General features: G+C 53.2%; 12 protein-coding genes. 8 read left to right on the forward strand and 4 right to left on the reverse strand.

The window, feature by feature from the left end:
* Window positions 1–95 precede the first annotated feature (95 nt).
* Window positions 96–1,022, forward strand: coding sequence for a leucine-rich repeat domain-containing protein (locus Enr10x_RS03665; protein ID WP_145448167.1), 927 nt, complete (start codon window positions 96–98; stop codon window positions 1,020–1,022).
* Window positions 1,023–1,168: 146 nt separating this feature from the next.
* Here Enr10x_RS03665 and rph read toward each other — a convergent pair whose 3' ends face one another.
* Window positions 1,169–1,909: a ribonuclease PH gene (gene rph, locus Enr10x_RS03670; RefSeq protein ID WP_145448168.1), complete on the reverse strand. Its 741-nt coding sequence runs from the start codon at window positions 1,907–1,909 to the stop codon at window positions 1,169–1,171.
* Window positions 1,910–2,071: 162 nt separating this feature from the next.
* Between rph and Enr10x_RS03675 the strand changes: the two genes are divergently transcribed.
* Entirely contained in the window at window positions 2,072–2,752 is a 681-nt protein-coding gene (locus Enr10x_RS03675; protein ID WP_145448169.1) for a 7-carboxy-7-deazaguanine synthase QueE, read from the forward strand.
* A 172-nt stretch (window positions 2,753–2,924) separates the two neighbouring features.
* Here the strand turns inward: Enr10x_RS03675 and Enr10x_RS03680 are convergent, their stop codons facing one another.
* The 3 genes from Enr10x_RS03680 to purE all read right to left on the reverse strand — a co-directional run bounded on the left by Enr10x_RS03680 (window position 2,925) and on the right by purE (window position 6,081).
* Complete coding sequence (locus Enr10x_RS03680; protein ID WP_145103899.1) at window positions 2,925–4,295, reverse strand: IS4 family transposase; 1,371 nt, start codon at window positions 4,293–4,295, stop codon at window positions 2,925–2,927.
* Between the two features lie 155 nt (window positions 4,296–4,450).
* Entirely contained in the window at window positions 4,451–5,590 is a 1,140-nt protein-coding gene (locus Enr10x_RS03690) for a 5-(carboxyamino)imidazole ribonucleotide synthase (RefSeq protein WP_145448170.1), read from the reverse strand.
* Window positions 5,587–6,081 (reverse strand): 5-(carboxyamino)imidazole ribonucleotide mutase, encoded by a 495-nt coding sequence (gene purE / locus Enr10x_RS03695; protein WP_145036621.1) that lies wholly within the window; start codon window positions 6,079–6,081, stop codon window positions 5,587–5,589. Before purE ends, Enr10x_RS03690 begins: the two co-directional genes overlap by 4 nt.
* Window positions 6,082–6,329: 248 nt before the next feature.
* Between purE and Enr10x_RS03700 the strand changes: the two genes are divergently transcribed.
* The 6 genes from Enr10x_RS03700 to Enr10x_RS03725 all read left to right on the forward strand — a co-directional run.
* The gene (locus Enr10x_RS03700) at window positions 6,330–7,325 is read left to right on the forward strand and encodes a sugar phosphate isomerase/epimerase family protein (protein ID WP_145036623.1); all 996 of its coding nucleotides are present in this window, start codon (window positions 6,330–6,332) and stop codon (window positions 7,323–7,325) included.
* A gap of 318 nt (window positions 7,326–7,643) precedes the next feature.
* On the forward strand, window positions 7,644–7,946 hold the full coding sequence (locus Enr10x_RS03705) for a hypothetical protein (protein ID WP_145448171.1): 303 nt from the start codon (window positions 7,644–7,646) through the stop codon (window positions 7,944–7,946).
* 1,146 nt (window positions 7,947–9,092) lie between these two features.
* Window positions 9,093–9,770, forward strand: a complete 678-nt coding sequence (locus Enr10x_RS03710; RefSeq protein ID WP_145448172.1) for a hypothetical protein — start codon at window positions 9,093–9,095, stop codon at window positions 9,768–9,770.
* The gene (locus Enr10x_RS03715; protein WP_197997471.1) at window positions 9,763–10,887 is read left to right on the forward strand and encodes a DeoR/GlpR family DNA-binding transcription regulator; all 1,125 of its coding nucleotides are present in this window, start codon (window positions 9,763–9,765) and stop codon (window positions 10,885–10,887) included. The genes Enr10x_RS03710 and Enr10x_RS03715 overlap by 8 nt, the downstream gene beginning before the upstream one ends.
* Before the next feature lie 490 nt (window positions 10,888–11,377).
* Window positions 11,378–13,405, forward strand: a complete 2,028-nt coding sequence (locus Enr10x_RS03720) for an LVIVD repeat-containing protein (protein WP_145448174.1) — start codon at window positions 11,378–11,380, stop codon at window positions 13,403–13,405.
* Between the two features lie 263 nt (window positions 13,406–13,668).
* Window positions 13,669–15,011: DUF4062 domain-containing protein (locus Enr10x_RS03725; RefSeq protein WP_197997472.1), on the forward strand; the 1,343-nt coding region annotated here is incomplete at its 3' end.

Below are 15,011 nucleotides of genomic sequence, written 5' to 3' on the forward strand. Positions count from 1 at the left end.
TTTTTGGTAGAATAGACGGTGCATGAAAGATGTGAGCTCATCGATCTATCAGCTTCTTAACCCGATCAATTCCAGTTTTATCTGGTGAGCATCTCATGGGCAGGTTATTTCAATTCAAGTTCAAGCCAGCCAGAATTACTGGTGGGAATTATGTCCGTTTGAGTTGTACGCTCTTATTACTGCTGGTGGCTTTCTACTTTATCAATGGTTGGTATCAAAAGAAAATAGAGGACGATCTCATACGACGTTTGAGATCTTTGCCCGAGGCAAGCCTGACTTATCATAAAGAACCACTCATTCCGGTTCCTGTTAAACTACCATTCAATCTACCGGACTGGTTTTATTCTGTAGAAGTCAAAGAGGTTAAAATCACTTTTGAATATAAATCAACGTCTGTTGATACACTGCTGGGCATTGAGTATTTAACCGGTCTGTCACGTCTGAATCTGTCTCGCAGCCGCTTCACTGGAGATCAACTCGTCTATCTATCTAATGTGACTGATCTGGATGAGTTATCTTTTTATGATACGAACGTGGAAGATGACGAGTTGGCGTATCTGAAAAATATCAGGAATCTTCGGATCCTGAATCTGCATGATAATCTGATTACAGATAAAGGACTGGTTCACTTAAAAGGGTTGAAGAATCTGGAGTCTCTGGATCTCAGCGAAACGGAAATTACTGATACAGGTCTCATCCATCTGTCGGAACTCAAAAAATTACGTAATCTCTCTCTTGCTAAAACTGCGATTACCGGCAAGGGGCTCGTACATTTAAAGGGCTTGAAAAACCTAACCATCCTCAGTCTGAATGATACCAGCGTAACAGATGCCGGCCTTTCTAATCTGAATGGGCTCAGTAAATTGCAGGGACTGTATCTCGATGGCACGAATGTTACGGAAAACGAGCAACACATCTGGCGAATCGCATTAGAACTGAGAGCAAAGAAAAATGAGGGAAAAGAGAGACTGGTAAAACCTCGATTTTCTTCGGCTTTGTCAGAGCTTTCACATACACATTGAAATTATCAGCCTCATAAAAGACATCAGCACATTTAACATTCCGGAAATAAAAACGCTCTCATCATCATGTTAAACAACAGAGAGGGAATAAAATTTCGTGTCTTTAGTGCTTTTCGTGGTAGCAAAAAAACATTTCGCGGTCCCCACTACAAAGGCCAGTCCCCTCCAATGCACTCCCGTTGAATCGCCGTCAGTTGCTCAATGCCCAACGTCGCGAGCTCCAACTGCGCGTCCAGCATGCCCCGATTAAACACCAGCCCTTCCGCCGTTCCCTGAACTTCCACGAAGTCGCCGCCGCCCGTCATCACCACGTTCATATCCACGCCCGCGGTGCTGTCTTCCACGTAATCCAGGTCGAGCACCGGCTCGCCCTCCACCACGCCCACGCTTACCGCGGCCACGCTGTTGGTGAATACCTTCTGCGGATCAAAGACTTCCCCCTCGGCCAGTTCGCACGTTTCGGGAATCGCCAGCACCGTATCCAGCAGCGCCAGGAAACCGCCCGTGATACTCAGCGTTCGCGTTCCCCCGTCCGCCTGCAGTACATCGCAGTCCACGGTAATCGTCCGTGGTCCCAGGGCGGCGAAGTCGACCACGGCCCGCAGGCTCCGGCCGATCAGTCGCTGAATCTCGCTCGAGCGTCCGTCCGCCCGCCGCTGTTTGCGAGGTGACGTACTGCCGGGCAGCATGTTGTATTCCGCAGTCACCCAGCCACTGGGAACCTCGTCGTTCTTCTTCCACGGAGGCACGCTGTTATCCAGGCTCGCCGTGCAGAGCACAACAGTGTCTCCCGCCGAGATCAGAATACTACCGGGGGTTGCTTTCGTATACCGGCGTTCGACTTTGATGGGACGGAGTTGATCGGGCTGGCGAGAATCGTGGCGCATAGAAGAGTCCTGTCTGCTTGAAAGTGTCAGTGTAATCGGTGTTCCGCTGAAATTTTCGCTAAAGTTACCACGCTTTGACCGCAGATTTCAATGCAAGATCTCACGCTTTCCGATAAGATAGATGTCATAGTTAATTCACGTTCATTTTAGGAAGCGTCTCTCTTGCTGATCTCGGAAATTTTTCACTCACCCCAGGGCGAAGGGAAATGGATCGGGGTTCCCTCGATTTTCATTCGGACCAGTGGCTGTAATCTCCGCTGCTGGTTCTGCGATACCCCGTACACATCCTGGAATCCCGAGGGCGAAAAAATGTCCGTCGATCAGATCCTGGAACACATAACCCAGTACGACTGTGAACACGTCGTCGTTACCGGCGGCGAACCGATGTTGAGCCACGAAATCGAATCGCTCACCCAGCGTCTCCACGCGGACGGCAAGATCATCACCATCGAAACCGCAGGCACCATCCTCAGCGATGTCCACGCCGACCTGATGTCGATCAGCCCCAAGCTCTCGAACTCAACGCCCGTGGACAACCCCGAATGGGCACACCGTCACGACGCCCGCCGCGATCAGCCCACCGTCATCCACGAACTGATCAAACGCCATCCCTACCAGATCAAGTTCGTCGTCGATCACCGCGAAGACCTCAGCGAGATCGAGGATTATCTACAACGGTACCCGGAAATCAACCGCGAAAATGTTTACCTGATGCCCCAGGGCACCACTGCCGAGATGCTCGCCGAACGCATGTCCTGGATCGAAGAAATCGCGAAACAGCTCAGCTGCCAGGTCACCCGCCGGATGCACATCGAACTCTGGGGCAACGTCCGCGGAAAATAGTTCAGGGTAACGTTTATTTAATAGTTCTGAGAGTGATTCTGAGGACTTTAACCTGACCCAGGTAATAATTAACTGCGTCCGATAGGATACTGTCGCCCTTATTTTCAGGAACATTGACAGCAGAAAAGCCAAATTAGCCGCAGGGCGTTAGCCTAATGGTACTTACTTTACTTCATTTTTCTGACGCATCTGATCCTTTCTCTCGTTTTTTGAAGTGAGTTGACTTAGTTCGGCGTCGATACGCTTCCCTTGGATATTTACGTCCCGGTCGATTGGGAAGCTTATCCTGCATGGCGATCCCCAGCGCGAAACGATAGCGTTCTCTCCAGTCGGCGGCCGTGGTATACATGGACGACAGCAGAAACTGCCGGTACGTGGTCCAGGTTCGTTTGAAGCTCATGCGACGGGGAGGCACCTTCACCAGCTCTGCCGCCTGACGCCGGAATTGAACCACCAGATTATAGGATACCATCGAAGTCAGCAGTTCCTTGTGGAACATCTCCACGCTCCGCGCACGAATGTTTTCGGTGTCCAGGACCACTTTGATATTGCGAATATCGGTCTCGACATCGGTCCGCCGCGCATACAGGTCGGACAACATCTCGACTGATTCATCCAGACTGGTTACCAGGTATATCGGCTTCCCTTCCTCCGTTTCGAATTCATGCAGTTGCACCGACAGCACCGCGTCGGCAGGCAAATCGGGATGTTTCTTGCGCTCACTGGGACTGGGCTGCCATTGACAGGACCAGGTCTTCCAGTTCGCGCCTTCATCAACCAGAGTTGCAGTCTTGCGCAGTCGATCGAACCGCTGCTTAGACAGTCGGAACAGGAATGACAGGTCCGCCTGCTGAACCTTGTGGGCCACGGAGAAAATACCATAGCCGGCATCTGCCATGACAATACTGTCAGGGGGCATTTGCGTCAGGCAGTTGTCGATCAGCGCTGTTTCAGACACGGCCTCGGGACCGTACATGGCGCCCACTTCCGGAACCAGGGCAGCGCCGCTGGAGAGTTCATGCGCGACCACCAGTAAAGCCACAGGCCAGACCCCTTCACCGTATTGATTCGAAGCGGGAGGATAAACCTTCTGCAGTTCTGCTTCTGGAGCAAGCGTGATCGTGGTGCCGTCGATCATGAACACGCGACGGTCTTGGAACGACGCCGGCGACGCTTCAATCATGGACTGACTGACCTGCCTGGCAAACCATTCGGCAACACTGCACGGCAGACGCGTTCTGGCCCGGCTGTAGGCGCCTGTATTAAGCGAGAGCGTCCCTTCTGAGACGCGTTTATTATCGGGCAGCAGCTCTGGTTTGGAATCCAGTAGTTTTTTGACAGCCGCTTCCAGAGAGGCATCGGGATTCATCCGCTGATACACGAGCATCCAGAGGACGACACTGGTCGTATAAACGGCGTTCGGATGTGTAGGAAATAACGCGTCGGCCTGGCTCAGGTCGACCAGTTCCTGAATCTGTTCGAAGGCTTTGTCGAATTCCTGATCGAGTTGGGGATCAGCGGGGATCGTTCGTTTTGCACACATGCCAATATGACTCCTTTCTAAAGAAGTTATAAGTTGTGCGCAAATACCATGCCAGTCGCGGCTTTTTTGACGGTTATTTCTAAGGTAAGTGCCATTGGGCGTTAGCCCCGGTTGAAACGACTTTGGTATAGACCATCCGAATTAAGAAACGCTACCTAACCGTGAAAGATCGCGGCCCGTGCCTGCTTCACCCGTTCGACGGCTGCCTCGGGCGTCTCGCCCAGCACCGTCAGGTGTCCCATCTTGCGACCAATCCGCGATTCCCGTTTGCCGTACAGATGCACTTTCACATCGGGGAACTGCTTCAGCGCACTCCAGTCGGGCGGACCCGGCTCCCAGTGATCGCCCAGCAGGTTTGCCATCGCCGCCGGTCCCAGTGATTGGGTCGAACCCAGCGGCAATCCGCAGATCGCCCGCACCTGCTGCTCGAACTGACACGACACGTGCCCGTCAATCGTCAGGTGTCCCGAGTTGTGCGGCCGCGGTGCAATCTCGTTGATCATCAACCGCTCGTCTGCGGTCAGAAAGAACTCGACGCACAGTACGCCCACCACATCCAGCCGCTCAAATACGGCCCGCGTGATCTCAACCGCTTCTTTGTTAACCTTCTCACTCTGCCCGGAGGGAAACACCGAAATATCCAGAATATGGTTCGCGTGATCATTCTTCATCGGACCATACCAGGCGAACTCGCCGTCCAGTCCCCGTACGCCCACCACCGACAGCTCGCACGTGTAATCGATGAACGCTTCCAGAATCGTCTCGTCCGCACCCACTTCCTTCCACGCCGACTCTGCTTCTTCGGGCGCGTCGATCTTCACCTGCCCCTTGCCGTCGTATCCCGACGTCGCCGACTTCAGCACCGCCGGGCATCCCAGTTCGTCAATCGCGGCTTTCAGTTCCTCCACCGACTTCACCACCTTGAATGGCGTCACCGGAATCCCCGCGTCCCGCAGGTCCGACTTTTCCCGGATTCGGTTCTGGGCCACATGTAGTACATGCGCGCCAGGACGCACCGGCGCATATTGCGAAGCGGCATCGGTCGTCACCGACAGCACGTTCTCGAATTCAAACGAGATCACATCCACGTTCTTCGCGAACTCCGCGACCGCGTCCAGATCGTCATACTCGGCGACCACTTCCTTGTCGGCTACCTGGCCGGTCGGGGTCAGACGCTCGGGAGAAAAGACGTGCACGTTATAACCCAGTCGGCGGGCTTCGATGGCGAACATCCGGCCCAACTGGCCGCTGCCCAGCATACCCAGGGTCGCTCCGGGGGGAATCAGCTCACTCATAGTTCTGAATTTTCCAGTACGCTGTCGGTCTGATTCTGACAGAATTCCTTCATCTTCTCCCGCAGTTCAGGCCGCGAGTTACCCAGGATCCGTATCGCCAAAAGCGCCGCGTTCTTCGCCCCCGATTCTCCAATTGCCAGCGTCCCCACCGGCACGCCTCCCGGCATCTGGACAATCGACAGCAGCGAATCCAGACCCTGCAGGGCCCGGCTCTTCACCGGCACGCCCAGTACGGGCAGGACGGTCTGCGCCGCAACCATCCCCGGCAGATGCGCTGCACCCCCGGCACCCGCGATGATCACTTCGATCCCCCGCTCCTCCGCGGTCTTGGCGTATTCGTTCATCCAGTCAGGGGTCCGATGAGCCGAGACCACGCGGCACTCATGCGCCACGCCGAACTGCTCCAGCAGCGCGGCCCCTTCCTTCATCGTATCCCAGTCGGATTGACTGCCCATGATCACGCCCACCAGCGGGGGACTCTGTTCTGACATAATGGAACCTTCGTGTTCGAGGTGTCACACCACCCACGGGGCGGCGAATTTCTAAGTAAGCTTGTGTTAATTGGCCTAGAAGTGGCCCCGATAATAATCAATTTCCTTACCTGATTGGAGTCTGCCATCCCCTTTTTTTACCCCCTCTTTCCGACAAGTGCTCATTCGTTTGACTTTCTGACCCCACTGGTCTAGTGTGAAGAGCGATTTATCCATTTCCAGCTGTGACATTTTGAAAGGATCTTCTTATGGCTCGCCCTGTAACATTATTCACCGGACAATGGGCTGACCTCCCCCTGGAAGAGATGTGTAAAAAAGCCCAGGATTTCGGCTATGACGGCCTGGAACTGGCCTGCTGGGGAGACCATTTCGAAGTCGACAAAGCACTCTCCGACGATACCTACTGCAACCGCAAACGGGAACTGCTCGAAAAATACGACCTGCAGCTCTTCTCGATCTCCAACCACCTCGTCGGACAGGCCGTCCTCGATAATATCGATCAGCGGCACCAGGCTATCCTCCCCGAATACGTCTGGGGTGACGGCGATCCCGCCGGCGTCAACGAACGGGCCATCGAGGAAATGAAGAACACCGCCCGCGCCGCACAGAAGCTCGGCGTCAGCGTAGTCAACGGCTTCACCGGTTCCAGCATCTGGCACCTGCTCTACGACTTCCCGCCCACACCACGGGAAATGATCGACGCCGGTTACCAGCTCCTCGCGGACCGCTGGAACCCGATTCTCGACGTCTTCCAGGAGTGCGGCATCAAGTTCGCGCTCGAAGTCCATCCCACGGAAATCGCCTTCGACATCTACTCTGCCGAAGCCGCACTCAAGGCCCTCGACAACCGCGAAGAGTTCGGCTTCAACTTCGACCCCAGCCACCTCATCTGGCAGGGCGTCGATCCGGTTGAGTTCATCCGTTACTTCCCCGATCGCATCTATCATGCTCACATGAAAGACGCCTCGGTCACCCTCAACGGTCGCACCGGCATCCTGACCAGTCACCTCCCGTTCGGCGATCAGCGTCGCGGCTGGGACTTCCGCAGCGTCGGCCGTGGTGGCGTCCGCTTCGAAGAAATCATCCGCGCCCTCAACGACATCGGTTACGCCGGCCCCCTCTCCATCGAATGGGAAGACATGGGCATGAACCGCGAAATGGGTGCCCGCGAAGCCTGCCAGTTCACCAAGAACGTCGACTTCGCCCCCTCCGACATCGCCTTCGACGGCGCCTTCGGAGACTGATACCAGAACAGAGCTTCGGTTAGATCTGCTCAAGTAAAACAGGGAGTGCGAATGTCGTGCTCCCTGTTTTCGCGCAGTGAGTCATTAAATCTCTCCTAACCAGACCAGCGCCCCGTGTGCCATCTGTCGGCTCGCCCGACAGTGCCGATCCGATCCGACTCTCCCACGTCAACCGGGTAACCCCGAATGTAATTCGGGGTGAGCGCAGCGAACAGGAAACCGACAGAGCACTCATTCGAACGCTCCCTTGATTATCTCAACCTCCAGACAAAGTCCCGGGTAGCCCTGTTGGCATACCGAAAAAACAGGAACGCATCAATGAAATTAAACCTCCTCACTCAAACGGTAAGTACCCCCCGCATGCACCCCATCGATAACCTCGATTATGAATACCGGTTCCGCATCGAAATCTGGAAACAGCAGGGGACCTCACAATACTTTGCCACAGTCGAACGATCATTTTATTGCGATGTGCACGTCCTCTCGGCCAACATGACTGCCACCGAGATGATCCGCTCCGTCGAGGAACAGGTAGAGACGGAAGAAGAATTCTTCGACAGCGAACAACGCGCCCTGGACAACGCACTCACAAAACTAAGTCACTTTTATGAACCTTTCTAATTTTCACTGATAACTCGTCCCTACCCAATTGAGCGATCGGGTGCCACTGTCGGCTGGCCCGACAGTGCTTCCAGAGTGAACAATTCCCACCTCACAGATCCTCCCTGACGACTGAATAAACTGGACTGGATTCGCACCTGCTTCTGACCAGAATGCCTGGTTATGCGTCGCGCGCGCGAGTAAACACTACTTTTTCACCGGAACATTCAAAACCGATGCCACAAACACACTATAAAACCCTCTGGTTTCAGCACGATTTGAAAAACAACTGCTCATCAATGCACTCCGTTTTTGGTCAACTTTTACCGCTTTTAACCGCATAAAAACCACAGATTGCCAAAAAAGTCACGTTTTATCACGAGTTCCCGCAGAAGCAGCCAGGCCGAAAACCGGACATCATCAGCACGCCAACAATGCAGTACCAACATGAAAAACTGCGAATAAAAACCGAACGCCGGGTGCAACTGTTGGCTTGCCCAACAGTGATAAGTGAACCATATACCGCAGACCCATGTGTCCGCCCGCCGGTAACAACACCCCCCACCACAAAACCAGCCATTCTAACCGATTGCGACTGCCACGCTGAGATGAAGATTGGTATGTGGGGGGATGAGCAGGCGTAGAAATGGAAAAGGTGCCCGGTCCGTAATTGAAGTGGACCTGACACCTTTCGTCTCTGTGATACCCTAAAGATTTCACAACGACTGTTACAGAAACGGTGGCCTGTCACAGTCATCAGAGTTGAAAGCAGCTATTCGCTTCTTTCTTGTAAGCCTACTAAAAGGCTGGCTCGGTTACGGTGGTCTCGTGCATATTTCTGACACAGTGCTTTGGTTTGCTCATCGGAAGTTGAGAGAGCCAGGCATTCATTTTTGTGAGCTAAGTCTAGTTCATCCAGTATCTTGGCCATGATTTCAGAATTGATGTGCATATCACGATTCTCCGTTAAGCTGAAGTTAACTCGATTGAAATTCGCTACATCAATGTAGGGTTTTCCGGCTCCGAAAAAACAAAGAAATGATGAATGGAAAATAAACTTTCGAAAAATAACAAAAATCTCATTTTTCTGATGAATTTCAGACGCTATCAGGCCCACTCTATATAGGAGAGAACAGTGTGCAGTTGTCTGCAGGAGATAGTTTCCTGATGGCTAGTCGACTCCCAGCGCCAGAACAAATGGAGTTTTTTATGACGGCACAAAAAGAGCAGGTTACGATCAAAACTGAAATAGAAAATCGCGTCAATGACCGATTTGACTCTATTGCCAATAAAAGAGGATATTGGAAATCAGGCTCTACGCGGCAGTCTGGTATCGAGACTGCTGTGAACGAGGCCGTCATCGCGTTATGCGAAGTCGTTAATGACAAATCCCAAGACGCGCAGGATTACGATTACCCATCATGTATCTCTTGGCTCTGTAGTCAAGGGGAATCAATGATTAATGAAGTTCTGACTCGCGCTGTCAATCGTGGGATTGATCGTTCATTACATAGAACTGACCGAGGGAAAACAAAAGTCAGACTCGAAGCTGCCTCTTCTCTGGCTGATGGATCAACCCTCGACCCGTCTGAGGTTGCATATGCGCAGGAGTTAAAGGAACGATTTATCAACCAGATAGCGAAGTTACCTCCAGAGCTCCTGGAAATATTGTGTATCTTGAAAAACTCCGACTACCCTCTGACGGACATGAAGCAGCTAGCTGCTAAAAATGGAATCCCTTATTCAACTTTTTCAGACCGCTCGAAAAAATTGTTTTCTAAATTGAGTTCGTTTGTTGAGATTGAACGCTCTTCACGGATGAGAAAGGATGAATCGAATGCCTAACCATTTACCTGCTGCGGATGTTGTTGCTATAGCGATGAGCTCTAGCAGTAAACCAGACCATTTAAAGGAATGTCACGAATGCCTGCTTGAAGTACAGGCATTGAAGTCGGCGATTAGTTCTTTTTGCCCTTCTCAATGTACGACAAATTCAATCGAGGACAAATTGATGATGGATAACAATCATGAGTCTAATGAGGTAACAGCAAACAATGAGCATGAAGTCGTAGAATATAGGGCAGAGGAAAAGAAATCAGTTTGGCAATTTGCGTTGAGGCAGGAGCGTTTTGAAAGTGAAGAAAAGGAATTTATCTCATCCCGTGTTGTCAAAGATGCTGGGCTCAGGGATGGTGAAGGTGTCGTCCTCGATGCCGGGTCATCCTGTATGGCAGTCTGGCAGCAATTGAAGGAATCGATCAAACGGTCTTCAACGCTCCTTGACGTATACACCAACAGTTTTCAAATCTTACGTGACTGGGAAGTCAGCAGTAGGCAATCTCCCTCAATCTCTGCGACTGACGTTCATATTCTGGGGACAAAACTGGATTCGGCTCATCAGGCGTTCTTCGGAGACATTGCAGAAAATCTACTTAAACCGGCAAATTTTGAGCCATCAGTAATCGTCCTGGGAACAAGCGGGATTCGATTTGATCCCAATGAAGGTCTTCTGTTTGGGTATCACGCGGGTATCCAGGAACGCGCTTTCAAACAATTGCTGATGCAGGTCAAAACTAAAAAACGTTTCATTCTTGCCAGTGCATCTAAAGTGGGATTTACAGGAGCTCATCGATTCGATGTCTTGTCGCTTCAAGATTTAGATTTGTCGGCCCCATTGATTCTCGTCTCTACACATCCCAAACAAGAGGAAGACGATGATATTAAGCGCCGCTTTGATGAATCTTTCAGAATGGCGAAAACCCCCAAAATGAAGGATCTCTTTTTGAGAAATCGGGGAACAGACTGCACGGTTGACTTTCAATGGATTCTTCTCGACCCCGTTTCTGGTCAGGAAGTAGATCGAATTAGAATTACGAATCGTGAAAATCAAGCAGTAGGGTTTTCCGCACACAATGATGATTCGAAAAATGTCGCTGGCATCAAAACTCAATCTTCCTATTGAGTTCGATCACCGCCATTTCGCCAGGTGTCACAGTGGGCGGGTCCCACTGCAAAAAACCACCCTCAGCCAGAAGTCATATAGGGGTGGTCCCATGTGACCACCCGCCTCTGGAATCCCAATCCAGATCAAACATTCCCACCCTCCCAGACAAAGTCCCGGGTGCCAGCTGTCGGCTCGCCCAACAGTGCCAAGAGATTATGAGGTCTATCGCGTTAGTTGTTTAAGTATTCAACCTGTCCGATGGTATGCTGTTACTCTTGTTATCAGGACTTCAACAACAGAAAAGAAAATTAGCCGCAGGGCGTTAGCCCCGGTTGAAACGACTTAGGTAGGGACCGTTCGAATTAAGAAACTCCGGGGGCCATCTGTCGGCTTGCCCGACAGTGCTCAGTGAACGCAACGCCCCAAACAAATTGACATCACACCCCCGGCCCCACATAATCAAATTCATAAACCATCCTCCATCACAAAAAATGCAAAGCACGCTCCCATGAACACATCCCTCCTGAAATTCGCACTCCTCTGTTGCCTCCTGGTCATCACCGCCCCCAACTCCCTCCCCGCGGCACCCCCAGCAGACACCTACGGCTCCGCCCTGACTCCCCAGAAAGTCAACGGCATCGACGCCTGCCAGGCCGTCGCCGTGGCCGGCAACCGCCTCTATGCCACCGGTCGCGGCAAGTTCCACGTGCTCGACATCACTCAGCCGGAAAAACCGGTTCCGCTCGGCGAACTCTCCGGCCTGGGCAATACCCGCCAGCTCTTTATTAAAGACAACATCGCCTATATCACCGCCCGCCAGGATGGACTCTGGCTCGTCGATATCTCCGATGCGAACCAACCACAACTGCTGAGCCACTACGACACCGTCGAAATGGCCACCGGCATCTGTGTCTCCGGCTCCCTGGCCTTCGTCGCCACGCGGCAGTACGGCGTCGAGATCATCGACGTCTCCAACCCCCGCGCCCCGCAACATGTCAGCATGCTGAAAACGGGCGAAGCCCAGTCCTGTTGGTCCCGCGACGGCCTGCTCTATATCGGCGACTGGGCGCCCCGGAAACTCGTCATCGCCGACGTCCGCAACCCGCGCCAGCCCACGATCATCAGCGAAGCCCCCCTCGACGGTTTTGGTGACGGCGGCTGCCTCCGCGGCAACTATTGCTTCGCCGCCACCGGACACCATTCGCGGGCGAGCCGCGATGACGGCAAAGGGCACGGACTCGAAATCTTCAATGTCGCCGATCCCGAAAAGCCGACCTTCGTCTCCCGCGTCAAGTTCCCGGCCTCCTATCACATCACAAACGACATGTGGACCGCCCGCGTCGCCGGCGATCACTGTGTCGTCGCCGACACCTGGAACGGGCTCTTCGTCGTCAACATTCACGACATCAAGCAACCGCGGATCGTCGCCCACGCCGTCCTGCCGCCCAGGTCAAAGAGTGACAGCACCCCCGACCCCGTCGGCGGCATCGCCCTCGGCCAGGGAGTGATCTACGCCGCCGGCATCTTCACCGGGCTCTACGTCGTCCCCGCGCCCGGCCTCGCCAGTCCGGTTGTCCGCGAACAGGACCGGGCACCCGAACTGAAAGCCGCTTCAGACCAGGCCGGCGATCCCCGTTTCCTCACCTACCAGCCCGGCGGTCAGGTCCGCTCTGCCACTGTCGTGGGCGACATCGCTTGGGCCGCCTGCGGCAGTGCCGGTATTCATGCGGTGCAGCTGGGCAAAACCCTGGAGCCGGTCAGCGTGACCCCGGGTAAAGGCGAAGTCATGCACCTGGCCGTCTCCGGTTCGCGACTCTACGCCGCCGAGAATGACGCCGGCCTCGCCATCTACGACATCGGCCCCGAATGGAAGCTGACCGAAATCGGTCGCCTCAAATTGAAGAACCGCAATGTGAAACAGGTCGCCTGTCCCGCCCCCGGGCGGTTCGCCTTATATCACTGGGGCAGCTCCGCCGTGGAGATCGCCGACCTCCAGGATCCCGCCCACCCTAAGGTGGTCTTGAAAGATTCCCAGGTCGGCCTGTTTTACGGCGATCAGCTGGTCCCCGAACTGCTGGGGGGCCGTTACCTGGTCGCCTACTGGCACCGCAGCGGACCGGCCTGGTACGACGTCTCCGGCGAGAAACCCGTTTACCGGGGTAACACGCCCGACGAGCGGCGTTACAGTTTTACCGACGGCGTCTGTCTGCTGGGCGACAAACTGCTGCTCGTCAAACACGGCAAGCTGCAACTGCTCGACCCCGGCGACCAGCGCGAAGTCAGTCAGCTGCCCGCCAGCACAGTCCCCGGCCATCGTCTCCGCGGCCGCCCCAGCACCGACGGCAAACAACTGGCCCTCTCCCGCCGCCCCGATCAACGTGTAGAACTCTACGACATCACCGACCTCCAGCACCCCAAACCGATCCGCGAATACGATCTCAAAGGCCACCCCGGCGCCTGCCGCTTCTGGAACAGCCAACTCCTGATCCCCGCGGGTTATCAGGGATTACTGTTAGAACGAAGATCAAAGCCCTGATAGATGTGCTTTTGGGAAAATAACTTCTCTAATACCCCGTCCCTGCCAGCGGCTGGTGGCTCTGTTGGCTTGATGTTAAGTCACAAGGACCGTCTTTTCCCTTTATCAGATCCTTTTAAACAAATATTTATTATTGAATATCCAACAGGTGCTGTTTACGATACAAAAATATATGTTCGTGAATGTAGTCCATTATCCAATCCATCTGATTGAACACCATGTCAGATCACTCATCTCCTCAGCCACGAAGCATCCCACAGGTAATGGTTTCCAGTACTTTTACCGATCTGGAGGAACATAGAGCAAGTCTTATCAAAGCCATTTCGAACCACAAACTACATCCGAATGTGATGGAAAATGACTCTGCAAAACTGATCGATGTACTTGATTCTTCACTTCAGATGGTTCAGAACAGTGCGGCCTACATTGGCGTAATCAGTCATAAATATGGTCAAACCCCCGAATGCCCAGAGCGGAATCCCAACCAGCTTTCGATCACCGAACTGGAGTTCAATGAAGCTCAGCGTTTGGGACGTCCGATCCTTCTGTTTATCATGGGGGATGATCATCCGGGAACAAAGAGAGATTTTGAGCAGGATTCCACGAAGCTAAAAAAACTGAGTGACTTTCGGGAGCGGGCCAAACTAATTTCCTCTGATTCTGCAGTTCAACGGGTCTATGCAGTCTTCGAGAGCCTCGAAGACTTTGAAAAAAAAATCAGCACGTCGCTGTCGGAACTGAAAGAATATTTCAACTCGTCGAATGGCGAAGTCGAGGAAGAAACTTTACCGATCTCCACGGAAAAGAAATCTGTCATACCTGCTGCTCCGGCTTTCTATGCCGAACCTGATTATATCGGTTCTCACAAGTTTGTCGGACGCCAGGCGGAACTTGACACACTCAGCGACTGGGCAAATCGTGCCGACCCTACGAACCTGCTCCTCTTTGAAGCAATCGGTGGTACGGGTAAGAGTATGCTCACCTGGGAATGGACCACGCGACATGCAACTACTAATCGTACCGATTGGGCTGGTAGATTCTGGTATTCGTTCTATGAACGCGGTGCCTATATGCAGGATTTTTGTCAGCACGCCCTTGCTTATATGACCGGTCATCCTCTTGATGAATTCAAGCAACGCAAGACCGCTGAGATGAAAGACGAACTCATTGGCGAGCTTCACTCGCATCCCTGGCTGTTGATCCTCGATGGTCTTGAGCGGGTGCTCGTTGCCTACCATCGAATTGACGCCGCGGAAATATCCGACGAAGAAATCGACACGCCCACCGATAGGATGCTTAACCGCAATCCTTGCGATGCCATTCGCGATGAAGATAACGACTTGCTCCGCGCCTTCGCTGCATGTGCTCCGTCTAAGATCCTGATCAGTTCGCGACTCACTCCGCGTATTCTGTTGAATCCATCTGGACAACCTATCAGCGGCGCTAAGCGGATCAACCTTCCTGGCCTGCGCCCTCCCGATGCTGAGAAACTGCTACGTTCCTGCGAAATCAAAGGTAACAGTACCACCATCCGGAATTATCTCCAGGAAAATTGTGATAATCATCCCCTTGTTATTGGAATTCTCGGAGGTTTGATTGCTAATTA

Source organism: Gimesia panareensis, assembly GCF_007748155.1.
Classification (GTDB): Bacteria; Planctomycetota; Planctomycetia; order Planctomycetales; family Planctomycetaceae; genus Gimesia; species Gimesia panareensis.